15 protein-coding genes and 1 pseudogene are annotated in these 16,368 nt (G+C 51.0%); 8 read left to right on the top strand and 8 right to left on the bottom strand.

What is annotated here, in order from left to right; genetic code table 11:
* Positions 1–41 precede the first annotated feature (41 nt).
* The 8 genes from tolA to cydA form a co-directional block, all read right to left on the bottom strand.
* Positions 42–1,298, bottom strand: coding sequence for a cell envelope integrity protein TolA (tolA, locus tag OGX83_RS10490; RefSeq protein WP_008784157.1), 1,257 nt, complete (start codon positions 1,296–1,298; stop codon positions 42–44).
* 64 nt (positions 1,299–1,362) lie between these two features.
* Positions 1,363–1,791 carry a colicin uptake protein TolR gene (gene tolR, locus OGX83_RS10495; RefSeq protein WP_003022978.1) on the bottom strand — a complete coding sequence of 143 codons (429 nt, stop codon included), beginning with the start codon at positions 1,789–1,791 and terminating at the stop codon, positions 1,363–1,365.
* Between the two features lie 3 nt (positions 1,792–1,794).
* Positions 1,795–2,487 (bottom strand): Tol-Pal system protein TolQ, encoded by a 693-nt coding sequence (tolQ, locus tag OGX83_RS10500; RefSeq protein WP_003022976.1) that lies wholly within the window; start codon positions 2,485–2,487, stop codon positions 1,795–1,797.
* Positions 2,484–2,888: a tol-pal system-associated acyl-CoA thioesterase gene (ybgC, locus tag OGX83_RS10505; RefSeq protein WP_003831439.1), complete on the bottom strand. Its 405-nt coding sequence runs from the start codon at positions 2,886–2,888 to the stop codon at positions 2,484–2,486. The genes tolQ and ybgC overlap by 4 nt, the downstream gene beginning before the upstream one ends.
* Positions 2,889–3,163: 275 nt before the next feature.
* Complete coding sequence (gene ybgE, locus OGX83_RS10510) at positions 3,164–3,457, bottom strand: cyd operon protein YbgE (protein WP_003831434.1); 294 nt, start codon at positions 3,455–3,457, stop codon at positions 3,164–3,166.
* Positions 3,457–3,570 carry a cytochrome bd-I oxidase subunit CydX gene (gene cydX / locus OGX83_RS10515; protein ID WP_003022970.1) on the bottom strand — a complete coding sequence of 38 codons (114 nt, stop codon included), beginning with the start codon at positions 3,568–3,570 and terminating at the stop codon, positions 3,457–3,459. The genes ybgE and cydX overlap by 1 nt, the downstream gene beginning before the upstream one ends.
* A gap of 14 nt (positions 3,571–3,584) precedes the next feature.
* Positions 3,585–4,724, bottom strand: a complete 1,140-nt coding sequence (gene cydB, locus OGX83_RS10520) for a cytochrome d ubiquinol oxidase subunit II (RefSeq protein WP_003831431.1) — start codon at positions 4,722–4,724, stop codon at positions 3,585–3,587.
* Between the two features lie 15 nt (positions 4,725–4,739).
* Positions 4,740–6,308, bottom strand: a complete 1,569-nt coding sequence (gene cydA, locus OGX83_RS10525; protein ID WP_008784156.1) for a cytochrome ubiquinol oxidase subunit I — start codon at positions 6,306–6,308, stop codon at positions 4,740–4,742.
* Between the two features lie 1,216 nt (positions 6,309–7,524).
* On the opposite strand from cydA, the gene glmS reads away from it, so the two are divergent.
* From glmS to glsA, 8 genes and pseudogenes are all read left to right on the top strand, one after another.
* A complete protein-coding gene (glmS, locus tag OGX83_RS10530) occupies positions 7,525–7,974 on the top strand; it encodes a methylaspartate mutase subunit S (RefSeq protein WP_286588007.1) in 450 nt (149 codons plus the stop codon).
* Positions 7,974–9,362 carry a methylaspartate mutase accessory protein GlmL gene (glmL, locus tag OGX83_RS10535; protein WP_003831429.1) on the top strand — a complete coding sequence of 463 codons (1,389 nt, stop codon included), beginning with the start codon at positions 7,974–7,976 and terminating at the stop codon, positions 9,360–9,362. The genes glmS and glmL overlap by 1 nt, the downstream gene beginning before the upstream one ends.
* A gap of 18 nt (positions 9,363–9,380) precedes the next feature.
* Positions 9,381–10,826 carry a methylaspartate mutase subunit E gene (locus OGX83_RS10540; RefSeq protein ID WP_003831428.1) on the top strand — a complete coding sequence of 482 codons (1,446 nt, stop codon included), beginning with the start codon at positions 9,381–9,383 and terminating at the stop codon, positions 10,824–10,826.
* Positions 10,826–12,067: a methylaspartate ammonia-lyase gene (locus OGX83_RS10545; protein ID WP_032942736.1), complete on the top strand. Its 1,242-nt coding sequence runs from the start codon at positions 10,826–10,828 to the stop codon at positions 12,065–12,067. Before OGX83_RS10540 ends, OGX83_RS10545 begins: the two co-directional genes overlap by 1 nt.
* 3 nt (positions 12,068–12,070) lie before the next feature.
* A complete protein-coding gene (locus OGX83_RS10550; RefSeq protein WP_003022951.1) occupies positions 12,071–13,441 on the top strand; it encodes an acyclic terpene utilization AtuA family protein in 1,371 nt (456 codons plus the stop codon).
* On the top strand, positions 13,438–13,755 hold the full coding sequence (locus OGX83_RS10555) for a DUF4387 domain-containing protein (RefSeq protein ID WP_003831425.1): 318 nt from the start codon (positions 13,438–13,440) through the stop codon (positions 13,753–13,755). The genes OGX83_RS10550 and OGX83_RS10555 overlap by 4 nt, the downstream gene beginning before the upstream one ends.
* A gap of 169 nt (positions 13,756–13,924) precedes the next feature.
* A pseudogene (locus OGX83_RS10560) lies at positions 13,925–15,206 on the top strand (dicarboxylate/amino acid:cation symporter); the annotation flags it as partial.
* Positions 15,207–15,357: 151 nt separating this feature from the next.
* Entirely contained in the window at positions 15,358–16,359 is a 1,002-nt protein-coding gene (gene glsA, locus OGX83_RS10565) for a glutaminase A (protein ID WP_286588009.1), read from the top strand.
* Positions 16,360–16,368: the final 9 nt, after the last annotated feature.

Below are 16,368 nucleotides of genomic sequence, written 5' to 3' on the forward strand. Positions count from 1 at the left end.
TCAACCTTAGACCGTTTCCCCTGATTTCTCAGGGGGCGTTATTACAGTTTGAAGTCCAGTTTGGCATCTTTTACTTTTTCATAAACTGCCTGGCTAGGCGGTTTAGGAATTCTTGCGGTTTTCGCAGCCGTCAGCGCAGCCTGACACAATGCCGGATCCCCGCCCTCTTCGGTCACATCCAGTAACAGACCATCGGGTGCTAACTTGATATGTAATACGCAAGATTTACCTGCATACAAATCTGCACCATACAGACGGCTCTGGATCGCATTGCGAATTTGAGATGCGTAAGCACTGATATCAGCGCCAGATGCACCGCCATTGGCACCACTTGTACCACTATCTTTCGCCGGTTGGCCGTTTCCTTTCGCTCCACCGCCCGATTTCGGTGCATTCTTACCGGAGCTCAGGTCACCCAACAAGTCGTCAACGCCAGAGGCTGCAGCGGCTTTTTCGGCCGCAGCCTTTTTAGCAGCAGCTGCTTTATCTGCCGCAGCTTTCTTATCGGCAGCGGCTTTCTCAGCTGCAGCTTTTTTGTCTGCTGCTGCTTTTTCTGCAGCGGCTTTCTTATCAGCCGCCGCTTTTTCAGCAGCGGCAGCTTTCGCGGCAGCGGCTTTTTCTGCTTTCTCAGCAGCAGCTTTCTCGGCTGCTGCTTGCTTAGCGGCCTCAGCCTGTGCTTTCTTCGCAGCGTCCGCAGCTGCCTTAGCTGCTTGTGCTTCTGCAGCTTTCTTCGCATCAGCGGCGGCTTTAGCGGCTTCAGCCTCAGCTTTTTTCTGTGCGTCTGCAGCGGCTTTCTTCGCGGCATCTGCCGCTTGCTTAGCCTGGGCATCAGCTTTAGCCTTCGCGTCTGCAGCAGCCTTCGCCGCAGCCTCTTCAGCCTGTTTCTGTTGCTCTTGCGCTTTCGCTGCGGCGGCTTCAGCTTGCTTCTGCTGTTCCGCCTGTTCGCGCACTTTTTCCTGCGCGGCTAAACGTTCTTTTTCCAGCTGCTTCAGTCGCTCTTGCTCAGCTGCCTGCTTCTCGCGAAGTTCTTCAGCTTGCTGCTGCGCCTGCTTTTCACGCTGCTCTTCAGCGCGTTTCGCACTTGCCTGCTGTTGCTGCTGCCTGTCGTACTGTTGCACAACGGCGCCAGGATCGACCATAACGGCGTCGATGGACGAACCGCCACCGCCGCCGGCTGAAGCATCAATGTGCTCATCGAACGAACTCCAGATCAGCGCTGCAAATAAAATGACATGCAGCACCGCTGAAATAATTATCGCCCTTTTGAGCTTGTCGTTTTGTTCGGTTGCCTTTGACACTCTCGGTTCCCAAAAAACTGTTCGCCTGTTACGTGCTATCTTTCAAGCCAGCAAAACGCAGTCATCAGATTGGCTGCGTCATCAAGCCAACCGATTTTACGCCTGCACTGTGTAACAAGTTCAGCGCTTTAATTATTTCATCATAAGGCACGTCTTTCGCACCACCGATTAAAAAGACCGTTTTCGGATTGGTCTGCAGGCGGCTTTTCGCTTCCGCAATAACCTGCTCCGGTGGTAGTTGATCCATACGATCTTTCTCAACCACCACGCTGTATTGCCCAATACCGGAAACTTCAATAATGACCGGGGGTTCGTCGTTACTGCTGACGGCTTGCGACTCGGTCGCATCCGGCAGGTCGACTTCCACACTCTGCGTAATGATCGGTGCGGTTGCCATAAAGATCAGCAACAGCACCAGCAGTACGTCGAGCAGCGGTACAATATTGATTTCGGACTTGAGTTCGCGACGACCTCGTCCACGCGTTCTGGCCATGGCTTACCCCTTGTTGCTCTCGCTAACGGTAAACGCCTGGCGGTGCAGAATCGCGGTGAACTCTTCCATAAAGTTGTCGTAATTCAGTTCCAGTTTGTTCACGCGCTGGTTCAGACGGTTGTAGGCCATAACCGCCGGGATTGCCGCAAACAGACCGATAGCCGTTGCAATCAACGCTTCTGCGATACCCGGTGCGACCATTTGCAGCGTCGCCTGTTTTACCGCGCCCAGCGCGATAAATGCGTGCATGATCCCCCAAACGGTACCGAACAGACCGATATACGGGCTGATGGAGCCAACGGTGCCGAGGAATGGAATATGCGTTTCCAGCGTTTCCAGCTCACGGTTCATCGAGATACGCATCGCACGGGAAGCCCCCTCTACGACCGCTTCCGGCGCATGGCTATTTGCCCGATGCAAACGCGCAAATTCCTTGAATCCGCTATAGAAAATTTGTTCCGAGCCCGCCAAATTATCACGACGCCCCTGGCTTTCCTGGTACAGGCGCGACAATTCAATGCCGGACCAGAACTTGTCTTCAAATGCTTCGGCTTCACGTGAAGCAGCATTAAGAATACGGGTCCGTTGGATGATGATGGCCCAGGATGCGATTGAGAAACCAATCAAAATCAACATGATAAGTTTAACCAGAAGGCTTGCCTTCAGGAACAAATCAAGGATATTCATGTCAGTCACTGCTTAAACTCCGCGACAATAGACTTGGGAAGCGCACGAGGCTTCATTTTGAGTGGATCAACGCAAACAATCAGAACTTCGGCCTCATTCAGCACGGTGTTCTCTGCGTTGACAATGCGTTGCGTGAAAACCAATGAGGTGCCACGCATTGACGTAATTTCGGTTTGAACTTCGAGCATATCGTCGAGCCGGGCAGGCGCAAAATACTCGAGGGTCATCTTGCGCACCACAAAGGCGACACGTTCGGCCAACAGGACCTGCTGACTGAAGTGATGATGACGAAGCATTTCTGTGCGTGCTCTTTCATAAAAAGCGACGTAACTAGCGTGGTAAACCACCCCACCGGCATCGGTATCTTCATAATAGACACGAACCGGCCATCGAAACATATACTTATTCATTCCTACTGCCTCTTTGTTGGCTTCGCCCACTCGCACCAGTTACTTACCTTCGTAAGCGTCTGGTGATTCGCGTTCTTGCCGCCGCGATGCATCAAGAATGTCGTTGTATATCGCGCTGTCTTCACTGTACATCCCGGTAATGCAACAAAAGGTTAGTGCTTTCAAACTTCGCTACTATACGCGCGGGAATGGTGCTTTGGAATGGGGGAAAGTAAACGGAGAGTAAAAAATTATGGGCTTATGCAAGCCCATAAATATTTAAGGATGTTTCTTATTCAAAAGAAGAAGAAAATCAGACCAACAACGAGGACAATATCCGCGATCAGCGGGCAGAAGATGCCCTGCCAATGTACGGCGCGAGGACGGAAGCCAACGCCGTGAATAATGCCTGCGCAAACCGCCCACATCAGCAGGAAACCATGCCAGATTTCAAGCTCACTGGTTTTGGCCGCGAAACGAGACGGATCCCAGAATATGCAGCCAGCCAACACGATTGCCAGCACAAATGAAAGCGCCCGCAAGGGGCGCTTGTCCATCGCGTTGTATACCATCGCGATAATGTTGGTCATTAGCTATCTTCTTGCCCGGCTTTGCCTGATTCAACGTGCTCAAGCGCCAGCGCTGTGATTATCCCAAATGCACAGGCAAGAAGCGTTCCCAAAATCCATGCGAAATACCACATTTTAAGCTCCTTACTTAGTACAGAGAGTGGGTGTTACTTTCAATATCTTCTTTAGTGATGCGACCGAACATCTTCCAGTAACACCAGCTGGTGTACAGCAGAATGATCGGTACAAACACCGCCGCGACCCAGGTCATCAGATTCAATGTACGCTGGCTGGAGGTGGCATCCCACATGGTCAAACTTGCGTTCATCATGGTGCTGGATGGCATCACAAACGGGAACATTGCGATACCGGCAGTCAGGATGATGCAGGCTAACGTCAGTGAGGAGAAGACAAACGCCCATGCCCCTTTCTCCATACGAGAAGTCAGGATGGTCAACAGCGGCAGAACCACGCCCAGTGCAGGAACCAGCCACAGGATAGGTGCATTGTTAAAGTTCACCATCCATGCGCCAGCCACACGAGCCACTTCTTTGGTCAGCGGGTTAGAGGCAGCATGATGATCCAGTGCTGAGGTCACAACATAACCGTCAATACCATAAATCACCCACACACCGGCCAGCGCGAAGCAGACCAGAGTCACCAGCGCCGCAACCTGTGAAGTTGCACGAGCACGCAGATGCAGTTCACCTACCGTACGCATCTGCAGATAGGTCGCACCCTGGGTGATGATCATCCCAACGCTCACGACACCTGCCAGCAGACCAAACGGATTCAGCAACTGGAAGAAGTTACCGGTGTAGTACAAACGCATGTAGTCATCTACGTGGAACGGAACCCCTTGCAGCAGGTTACCGAACGCCACGCCAATCACCAGCGGTGGCACGAAGCTACCAATGAAGATGCCCCAGTCCCACATGTTGCGCCAGCGCATATCTTCAATCTTAGAGCGGTAGTCAAAACCGACCGGACGGAAGAACAAGGACGCCAGAACCAGAATCATCGCCACATAGAAACCGGAGAACGCAGCGGCATACACCATCGGCCAGGCAGCGAACAGTGCGCCACCCGCGGTGATGAGCCAAACCTGGTTACCGTCCCAGTGCGGGGCAATGGAGTTAATCATAATTCGACGCTCGGTATCATTACGACCGAGGAAACGGGTGAGCATGCCCACCCCCATGTCGAAGCCATCAGTGACCGCAAAACCAATCAGCAGAATGCCAACCAGCAGCCACCAGATAAAACGCAATACTTCATAATCGATCATTTGACGACTCCTGTCTTAGCGTGCCGGCTGAGAAGTCACAGTGGACTGCTCGTAGTGATAACGACCGGTTTTCAGGCTACTCGGCCCAAGGCGTGCGAACTTGAACATCAGATACAGTTCAGCCACCAGGAACAGGGTATACAGGCCGCAAATCAACAGCATCGAGAAGATGAGGTCGCCAGCAGTCAGCGAAGAGTTCGCTACGGCTGTTGGTAACACTTCACCAATCGCCCACGGTTGACGACCGTACTCTGCAACAAACCAACCGGATTCAATAGCAATCCACGGCAGAGGAATCGCATACAGCGCGGTGCGCAGCAGCCATTTTTTCTCACCGATACGGTTACGAAGCACAGTCCAGAAGGACACCGCGATAATTGCCAGCATCAGAATGCCGCATGCCACCATGATACGGAAAGCGAAGTACAGCGGCGCAACGCGAGGAATAGAATCTTTCGTTGCCTGCTGAATTTGCGCTTCGGTCGCGTCGGTAACTTTGTCCGTATAGCGTTTCAACAGCAGACCATAACCCAGGTCTTTCTTCATGCTGTTGAACTGGTCGCGAACGGCCTGGTCGGTAGTACCAGCACGCAGTTCTTCCAGCAGCTGATACGCTTTCATCCCGTTACGGATACGCTCTTCGTGTTGCACCATCAGGTCTTTCAGACCAATGACCGGTGTATCAACAGAGCGGGTGGCAATGATGCCCAGCGCATAAGGAATCTGAATCGCAAAATGGTTTTCCTGCGCATCCTGGTCCGGAATACCGAACAGCGTGAAGGAAGCCGGTGCAGGCTGAGTTTCCCATTCTGCTTCAATCGCAGCGAGTTTGGTTTTCTGCACGTCGCCCATTTCGTAACCAGATTCATCACCCAGAACGATAACAGACAGAATAGCAGCCATACCAAAGCTGGCAGCGATAGCAAAAGAACGTTTAGCAAACGCGAAGTCACGACCGCGCAGCATATAGTAGGAGCTGATACCCAGAACGAACATCGCGCCACATACATAACCAGATGCCACAGTGTGAACAAATTTCACCTGTGCTACCGGGTTGAGCACCAGTTCAGAGAAGCTCAGCATCTCCATACGCATGGTTTCGAAGTTGAAATCCGCTGCGATTGGGTTCTGCATCCAGCCGTTCGCAACCAGAATCCACAACGCGGACAGGTTAGAACCCAGAGCCACCAGCCAGGTGACACACATATGCTGGACTTTACCCAAACGGTCCCAGCCGAAGAAGAACAGACCTACAAAGGTGGATTCGAGGAAGAAGGCCATCAAACCTTCGATCGCCAGCGGCGCACCGAAAATATCCCCTACATAGTGGGAGTAGTAAGACCAGTTAGTCCCGAACTGGAACTCCATGGTCAGACCGGTAGCCACACCCAGAGCGAAGTTGATACCAAACAACTTGCCCCAGAACTTGGTCATATCTTTATAAATCTGTTTGCCGGAAAGGACGTAGACCGTTTCCATGATGGCCAACAAGAACGCCATACCGAGCGTCAGTGGCACAAACAGGAAGTGGTACATCGCGGTCAAGGCAAACTGTAAGCGCGACAGTTCGACTATATCTAACATCATGACTCCTTGCTCATCGCATGAAGACTCCGAGAGTGAACCCCGTTAGAAAGGGTCACACGCATGCCCCAATACAAATTTATCTGCTTCCTTCCGCCGCTACCCTTTCCTCTCATTTGAAGAAAGGACAATGATGAAAGGTTACAAACATGTTAATAAAACACTCAAATTGATCCCGCAATTATATTACGCCGTAAAATCCTTACAATAAACAGGTTTTTATCGAGACAAATTTGCATTTTTCGATAGTGATCAATTTATAGCTAATTTACCACTTTCAGACCAATTTGATCTGAAGCAATTTACCCTCTTTTGATGCTGTTTTCCAAGTTTTAAACATTGATTTGAATCAATTTTCAAATTTAATGTTAATAGTGTTTAGCACTCACGCTACTAGTAAACGCGATGTTAACAACATGTTTTTCAATGAGTAATTGCCGTTACTACAAATGATAGGATATTTATTTAAATGTACACGATCTTTTAACCAGCCCGGATGACTTAATTGATAGAAGATAAAGAATCACTAATGCTGGGTAGCTCACAGTTTTTTGTTTAGCAAGTCATGGATTTGTTATTTCATACAAATTATTCATTTAAATTTTACTTATAATTAACACCGAGATGTAACTATCTCAACTGGAAGCGAAAACGTTCCACAATGACCGATGCATTGCGTTTGTCGTTCTGCGAGAGAACGCTGACGTCTCGCTTAAATCATCACTGAAAGTTATCATTAACACCCCTCCTCTCTTATGTGGCAAAGATTAAATATGCCACAAACATTTCCTTATCATTTTTATCCTAAATTTAACAAAAATGAATTGTGACATATAAGATTAAAAAATAAAAAACCGTTATGTCGTTCACAAGTTAATTAGTAATTGGGATTTTTGAAATTATTTAAAACACGTCATAAATGGCGCGCATAACAAAATAAGATTTCGATCACAAACATGGCAAGTCATTTATTACCCAATTCCCTAATAAATTAAACAAAGCTAAGAAAAGATAACCCATCACATTGATTATTAACGGATTTTATAGATGGCAAATATAACAATCATTTTTCTCAGGATATTTTGAAAATAGATCAATTGCTTCCTTTTTCGCTTCCACAGAAACTCCAACCCTATTAAGAGGTTGTCACAATCCATGTTCTAAATATTAGAAAATAATTTCACTTATTGACCATCAGCCCTACAGAGGATTACCCATGAAGAAATCTACACTTGTTATTGGCGTCATCGGTGCTGACTGCCATGCAGTAGGTAATAAAGTTCTGGATCGCGTTTTTACTGCTCATGATTTTCACGTAATCAACCTCGGGGTGATGGTGAGCCAGGATGAATATATTGATGCTGCGATTGAAACAGGCGCCGATGCCATCGTGGTGTCCTCTATCTACGGTCATGGCGACATTGACTGCCTCGGACTACGTGAGCGCTGCATCGAACGCGGCCTTGGCGACATTCTGCTGTACGTCGGCGGCAACCTGGTCGTCGGTAAACATGACTTCGCCTACGTGGAAGTGAAGTTTAAAGAGATGGGCTTTAACCGGGTCTTCGCCCCCAGCCACGATCTGGAAGATGTTTGCGCGCTTATCACTAATGATATTCACCAACACAATGGCCTCGAACAGCGTTGCCTGGAAGAGGCCATCTGATGCAAACAGTTTCTGTCGATATCGGCTCGACATGGACCAAGGCAGCCCTCTTCGCACATGAAGGCGAGGAATTAACCCTGGTAAACCATGTCCTGACCCCAACCACCACACATCATCTGGCAGACGGTTTTTTTGCCAGCCTGAATCAGGTGCTGAATGTTGCCGATGCTCGCCCGTTACTGAAAAGTGGTGAAGTGCAGTTGAAATACTCCTCCTCAGCGAAAGGTGGGCTCGCCGTTGCAGCAATGGGGCTGGTGCCTTCCATTACGCTGGAGTCGGCAAAAGTTACCGCCCATTCGGCAGGAGCGAAAATCGCGCAATATTATTCGTACAAGCTGAACCGTCATGACATCCAGGAGCTGGAATCATCACCGCCAGACATTCTGTTGTTTACCGGCGGGACAGACGGTGGCGAAGAAAGTTACGGCCTGGCGAATGCGCACGCGCTGGCAGGCTCAAAGCTTGATTGCGCCATTATCTACGCCGGAAACCGGGACATTCAGGACGAAATACAAACGATTCTGGGACATAAGGATCTGACCACGGTAGACAACATTCTGCCGGACCTCGATCACCCGAATCCGTTTGCCGCGCGCCAGGCGATTTGCGATGTGTTCTTGTCACGCATCGTCAAAGGCAAAGGTCTGGACGTTATCGTCGGCGAAACAGGCGAAGAGCCTATGCCGACGCCATGGACGGTATATGAGTTAGTCAAAGCCATTAGCGATTACGACAGCGCATGGAAGGAATTCATGCTGATTGATATGGGCGGAGCCACCACGGATGTCTATTCGGCCAGCGCGAATACCCTCTCCCCCGATACCGTCCTGCATGGTGTTCCTGAACCGTTCGTCAAACGTACCGTTGAAGGCGACCTTGGAATGCGCGTTTCCGCCGTTGTGGTGGGAGAAAGCACGCAGGATATGGTGAAAGTCATCTTCGCCCAACAGCCACAGCGCGAGGAAGCGTTTTACCGCTATCTACGCCACCTGGTTGGGCAACCGGATTACCTGCCACTCAGCGAGGAAGAGAAATATTTCGACACCCTGCTGGCAGGTTTATGCGTGGGCTATGCCGCTGAGCGCCACGCGGGCACTAAAAAGCAGGTTTGCACCTGCGTGGGTAATGTGGATTTACAGATGGGTCGCGATCTCACCACCGTACGCAAAGTCGTCGGTTCAGGGGGATGGCTCTCTCGCGCCAGCCAGTTCGATATCCATAACTGGCTCAAATACAGGGAGCTGGACGACCAGGGTAAAAGAATTCTGTTACCGAATCAGTTTGAGTATTACCGCGATTCAAATGGCCTGCTCCCTCTACTGGCAAACGTCGCCAGGCTGTACCCGCAAGCCGCTGCTCGCACCAGCATTCAGTGTTTAACCCTATAAAACTTAAGGCAGCTACGAATGGAACTTCGAAATAAAAAATTGACCCACGACGAATTCATGACCGAAAGGCATCAGGTGTTACAAACCTGGGAAACCGGCAAAGACGTTGAGAACTTCGAAGATGGCGTGAAGTACCAGCAATCAATTCCAGAGAAAAAGCGTTTCTCCCTCGCCCTGCTGAAGGCCGATCAGGAAGGTAAAACTCTGAGCCAGCCGCGCGCAGGTGTGGCATTAATGGATGAGCATATTGCGCTGCTCAAAACATTGCAGGAAGAGTGCGACCTCCTGCCAAGTACTATCGATGCCTATACCCGTCTGAACCGCTATGAAGAAGCCGCTGTCGGGATCCAAAAATCCATCGAAGCAGGTACTTCCAAGCTGAATGGTTTACCGGTCGTCAATCACGGGGTTGCTGCCTGCCGTCGTATGACTGAATCGCTGGATAAACCGATCCAGGTTCGCCACGGTACACCGGATGCGCGTCTGCTGGCAGAAATCGCCATGGCCAGTGGCTTTACCAGCTACGAAGGCGGCGGTATCTCCTACAACATCCCTTACGCCAAACGCGTAACCCTGGAAAAATCTATCCGTGACTGGCAGTACTGCGACCGTCTGATGGGTCTGTACGAAGAGAACGGCATTCGCATCAACCGTGAGCCGTTTGGTCCGCTGACCGGCACGCTGATCCCGCCGTTCATGTCCCACTCAGTCGCGATTATCGAAGGTCTGCTGGCGCTGGAGCAGGGCGTGAAGTCTATTACCGTCGGTTACGGCCAGGTCGGTAGCCTGACACAGGATATCGCTGCTATTCAGGCACTGCGTGAACTGTCCCACGAATACTTCCATAACCATGGCTTCGACGATTACGAGCTGAGCACCGTTTTCCACCAGTGGATGGGCGGATTCCCGGAAGATGAAGCAAAAGCCTTCTCCGTTATCGCCTGGGGCGCAGCGGTTGCCGGTATGTCTGGTGCCACAAAAGTCATTACCAAAAGTCCGCACGAAGCATTCGGTATCCCAACCGCGGCAGCTAACGCCCAGGGTCTGAAAGCGTCACGCCAGATGCTCAACATGGTCAGCGATCAGAAATTCCCGCAGTGCGCTGCCGTGGAGCAGGAAGTGGACCTGATTAAGAGCGAAGTCCGCGCGGTATTGAAGAAAGTCTTCGAACTGGGCAATGGCGACATTGCACGCGGTACGGTGCTGGCCTTTGAAGCTGGCGTGCTGGATGTACCTTTCGCTCCTGCCGCCTGTAACGCCGGTAAGATCCTGCCTGTTCGCGATAACACAGGCGCAATCCGTATTCTTGAAGCCGGTGCCGTGCCGCTGCCGAAAGATATTCTCGCCCTGCACCACGACTACGTTGCAGAGCGCGCACATTTCGAAGGTCGCAAGCCTTCTTTCCAGATGGTCATTGATGACATCAACGCCGTATCCCACAGTAAATTAATAGGAAGACCATAATGAAAATTAAACAGGCCCTTTTCACAGCTGGCTACTCCTCATTTTATTTTGACGATCAGCAGGCCATCAAAAACGGCGCCGGTCATGACGGGTTTATCTATACCGGCGATCCGGTAACGCCAGGATTTACGTCTGTTCGTCAGGCGGGTGAATGTGTTTCCGTACAGCTGATTCTGGAAAACGGCGCGGTAGCTGTGGGCGATTGCGCAGCGGTGCAATATTCAGGTGCAGGCGGTCGTGACCCACTGTTCCTGGCTGAAAACTTCATTCCGTTCCTCAACGACCACATCAAGCCGTTACTGGAAGGTCGTGACGTTGATTCGTTCCTGACCAACGCCCGTTTCTTTGACGAACTGCGTATTGACGGCCATCTGCTGCATACCGCCGTACGTTATGGTCTGTCTCAGGCGCTGCTCGACGCGGCGGCACTGGCTACCGGTCGTCTGAAAGCCGAAGTGGTTTGTGATGAATGGCAGCTGCCATGCGTCCCGGAAGCCATTCCGTTATTTGGTCAGAGCGGCGACGACCGTTATATCGCCGTCGACAAGATGATCCTCAAAGGTGTGGATGTCCTGCCGCATGCGCTGATCAATAACGTTGAAGAGAAGCTGGGCTTTAAAGGTGAAAAACTGCGTGAGTACGTCCGCTGGTTGTCTAACCGCATCCTGAGCCTGCGCACCAACGATAGCTATCACCCAACGCTGCACATTGATGTCTACGGCACCATCGGTCTGATCTTCGATATGGATCCAGTGCGTTGCGCCGAATACATCGCCAGCCTGGAAGCCGAAGCGCAAGGCCTGCCGCTGTACATTGAAGGCCCGGTTGATGCCGGTAACAAGCCGGATCAGATCCGCATGTTAACCGAGATCACTCAGGAGCTGACTCGTCTGGGTTCTGGCGTGAAAATCGTTGCGGATGAATGGTGTAACACCTATCAGGATATCGTGGACTTCACCGACGCGGGCAGCTGCCACATGGTGCAGATTAAAACCCCGGACCTGGGCGGTATTCACAACATCGTTGATGCAGTGCTGTATTGCAACAAACACGGAATGGAAGCCTATCAGGGCGGTACCTGTAACGAAACGGAAATCAGTGCTCGTACCTGCGTACACGTCGCGCTGGCCGCGCGTCCAATGCGCATGCTGATCAAACCGGGTATGGGTTTCGATGAAGGTCTCAACATCGTGTTTAACGAAATGAACCGCACCATCGCGCTGTTGCAAACTAAGGATTAAGAGATGGCACGCACATTTAAGATCTTATCGCCTACGGCTATCCTGGGTTATGGCTTCCCGGAAGAAAGTTTTCGTAAAGCCATGGAAGAGTCACCGGATCTTATTGCTGTTGACGCAGGTTCCTCCGATCCTGGCCCCCACTACCTGGGGGCAGGTAAACCCTTTACTGACAGGGCCGGAGTGAAACGCGATCTGCGCTATATGATTGTGGCAGGCGTTAAGAACAACATCCCTGTCGTGATCGGCACAGCCGGTGGTTCTGGTGCAGCTCCGCATCTGGAGTGGTGTCGCCAGATAATCCATGAGATCGCGCAGGAAGAAAAACTGTCTTTCTCAATGGCGCTGATTCCGTCTGATGTCGACAAAGAAATCGTTCATCAGGCGCTGGATAACGGCAAAATCACCGCGCTCGATTTTGTGCCTGAACTGACTCACGAGGCCATTGAAGAGAGCACCTACATTGTCGCGCAGATGGGCGTCGAGCCTTTCCAGCGTGCGCTGAAAGCCGGTGCGCAGGTGGTCCTGGGCGGACGTGCCTACGATCCGGCCTGCTTCGCCGCGCTGCCGATTATGCAGGGCTTTGATGAAGGTCTGGCGCTTCATTGCGGTAAGATCCTTGAGTGTGCAGCCATTGCCGCCACCCCTGGTTCCGGCTCAGATTGTGCGATGGGAATCATTGACGATAACGGCTTTACGCTGAAGGCGTTCAATCCCAAGCGTAAGTTCACCGAGACTTCCGCAGCAGCGCACACTCTGTACGAGAAGTCAGATCCGTACTTCCTGCCAGGGCCAGGCGGTGTGCTGAACCTGAAGGCATGCACTTTCACCCAGGTTAACGAGGGTGAAGTGTATGTCAGCGGTTCACGGCATGAAGAAACACCGTATGCGTTGAAACTGGAAGGTGCACGCCAGGTTGGCTTCCGTTGCCTGACCATCGCCGGAACACGTGACCCTATTATGATTGCCGGGATTGACACGATTCTTGAAGAGGTACAGGCAAGCGTTGCACGTAACCTCTCACTGAATGACGACAGTATCCGCATGACGTTCCACCTTTACGGTAAGAACGGTGTGATGGGCAACCATGAGCCGATGAAAACTGCGGGCCATGAACTGGGAATTCTACTGGATGTCGTTGCGCCAACACAGGATATCGCTAACAGTGTTTGCTCGCTGGTGCGCTCTACCCTGCTGCACTACGGCTATGAAAATCGCATTGCGACTGCGGGCAACCTCGCCTTCCCGTTCTCGCCATCTGATATTCAGAGTGGACCGGTGTATGAGTTCTCGATCTATCACCTGATTGAAGCGAGCGATGCGCTGCGTTTTGATTTCCACATTGAACAGGTGACGCCAGAAGGAGTTCAGGCATGAAACACTCAATTTGTTCACTGGCACAAGTTATTCGTTCCAAAAATGCCGGACCGTACGAACTGGTTTTAGATATTTTATTTAAAACAAGGGAAGACTATCAGCGGGTAAAAGCCTGCGAGCAATTAACGCCGCAGCTTATTGCCGGTTTATATAATGTTGAGCCTGAATTTATTCACAATATCGTCTGGTTCGATCCAGCGAATGCCGTAAAAATCGTCATGCCACGAGATATTATTTCCGGCAACGTCGGTGACAATGATGTTTATGGTGCGCAGCAACACGCTCCATTATTAAGTATTGAGTTCGACTTGTAACAAAAAAACACAATAACAACCATTGGAGCACAGAATTCAGCTGTATCACAGTGCTTCGAATTATTCATGCGGTTGGTCACAACAGGCGTGCGTCTGAGCTGCTGTCCAGGTTCAGGCGCACGCCACCCTACACAATTCCAATTACCAGCCTTTATCCGATGGAGTACACATGAAGAAAATTAGTTTAACGAAGATGATCATATTAGGCCTGATACTCGGCATGATTGCCGGGGTGGCCATAAATAATATGGCCGCGGCTGAAACAGCAAAATCTTATGCAGCAGACATTTCCATTTTCACCACCATATTCTTACGTATGGTGAAAATGATTATCGCTCCATTGGTTATTTCAACTCTGGTTGTGGGTATTGCCAAAATGGGCGATGCCAAAACGCTGGGACGTATATTTTCGAAAACCTTCTTCCTGTTTATTTGCGCCTCTCTGGTGTCAATTGCACTGGGTCTGGTTATCGTTAATATCTTCCAGCCAGGCGCAGGTATCAACTTTGTGCCACATGACGTCGGAGCCGTTGCCGCCGTTAAGTCAGAGCCATTCACGCTGAAAGTATTCATCTCACACGCGGTACCGACCAGTATTGTCGATGCGATGGCGCGTAACGAAATTCTGCAGATCGTCGTGTTCTCAATCTTCCTCGGTTGCAGCCTCGCTGCGATTGGTGAAAAAGCCGATCCTATCGTGAAAGTGCTGGATTCACTGGTGCACGTCATGCTGAAGCTGACGGGTTACGTCATGCTGTTTGCACCACTGACCGTGTTTGCCGCTATTTCAGGTCTGATTGCCGAACGTGGTCTGGGTGTGATGGTTAGCGCCGGGATCTTCATGGGTGAGTTCTACCTGACGCTGGGTATGCTGTGGGCGATCCTGATTGGCCTGTCTACGATGATCGTCGGGCCTTGCATCGCACGGTTAACTAAATCAATCCTCGAACCCGCTCTGCTGGCCTTTACCACTTCAAGCTCTGAAGCCGCCTTCCCGGGTACGCTGGACAAGCTGGAAAAATTCGGTGTTTCGTCAAAAATCGCCAGCTTCGTTCTGCCTATCGGTTATTCCTTTAACCTGGTCGGTTCCATGGCTTATTGCTCATTTGCCACCGTCTTTATTGCCCAGGCGTGCAACATCGAACTGAGCATGGGCGAGCAAATCACCATGCTGTTAATCCTGATGCTGACCTCAAAAGGAATGGCAGGCGTACCGCGCGCATCAATGGTGGTTATCGCTGCAACCCTGAACCAGTTCAACATTCCAGAAGCAGGTCTGATTCTGCTGATGGGTGTCGATCCGTTCCTCGATATGGGTCGTTCCGCCACGAACGTTATGAGTAACGCCATGGGAGCAGCCATTGTCAGCCGTTGGGAAGGTGAACACTTCGGCCAGGGTTGCCGTGGCTCTGCACCAGTGAAGTCCCCGGAGCAGGAACGTCCGGTTACCGAACCGTCAGAAGTTGCCATGTCCTGACACAACGCCATTGCCGGATGGCGCTCGCGCTTATCCGGCCTACATAACGTTTAACCATCCGTAGGCCGGATAAGGCGGTACGCCGCCATCCGGCACCAAGATGAGCACACCAACAGGAATGCATAATGAATAAAACAATTCTCGGCGTGAGTCTCTTTTCTTTCAGCGTCTTGTTTAGCGCAACCACATTCGCGCAAACCACGCCCGACTACGCCAAGCTGATAGAACAGGCTCATCAGAAGTACAAAAGTAACAACGATGGAAAAGTCGCCGACTACATCCCTGCTCTGGCGACCTATAGCCCGAAAAATTTTGCCATCACCATTGCGACGGTGGACGGCAAGATCTACCAGGTTGGCGATGTTAACAAACCTTTCCCAATGGAATCCCTGAGTAAAGTGTTCACCATGGCGCTTGCCATGGAGCTGCACGGTCCTCAGGTAGTGCTGGATAAACTTGGCGCCAATGCCACCGGAATGCCATTCAACTCAGGTTTAGCCGTTGAACTGACCAAAGGCGCGCCTGAAAACCCTCTGGTAAACGCCGGGGCCATGAGCACCGTTAGCCTGATCGAAGCCAAAGACAAAACCGATCGTTGGAACAAAATCCTCGACAACCTGAACGTCTGGGCCGATGCCACTCTCACCGTGAACGAACCGGTTTTCAAATCTGAAATGGAAACCAACCAGCACAATCAGGCGCTGGCCAAACTGATGGAATCCTATAACAGCTTCTATGGCAACACTGACGAAGCCGTTGAAATTTATACCCGCCAGTGCTCGGTGGATATCACCGTTGAGCAACTGGCCAAAATGGGTGCTGTACTCGCGAACAAAGGCAAATCTCCGTTCAACGGTAAACAGTTGCTGAATGAGAAATATGTTCCGCAGGTGCTGGCAGAAATGGCAATTGCCGGGCTTTACGACGGTAGCGGTAAATGGCTGTACACCGTTGGCATCCCGGCGAAAAGCGGCGTCGGCGGCGGCATGGTTGCCGTTGTCCCAGGCGAATATGCGATTGCGGTCTATTCTCCGCCGCTTGATGAAGCCGGAAACAGCGTTCGTGCCCAGAAAACTATCGAATATGTCGCCGAAGCGACAAAAGCCAATGTCTTTTTAGCCAAATAACTTTACGCC

It is taken from the genome of Citrobacter sp. Cpo074, assembly GCF_030332745.1.
In the GTDB taxonomy this organism is placed as follows: Bacteria; Pseudomonadota; Gammaproteobacteria; order Enterobacterales; family Enterobacteriaceae; genus Citrobacter; species Citrobacter portucalensis.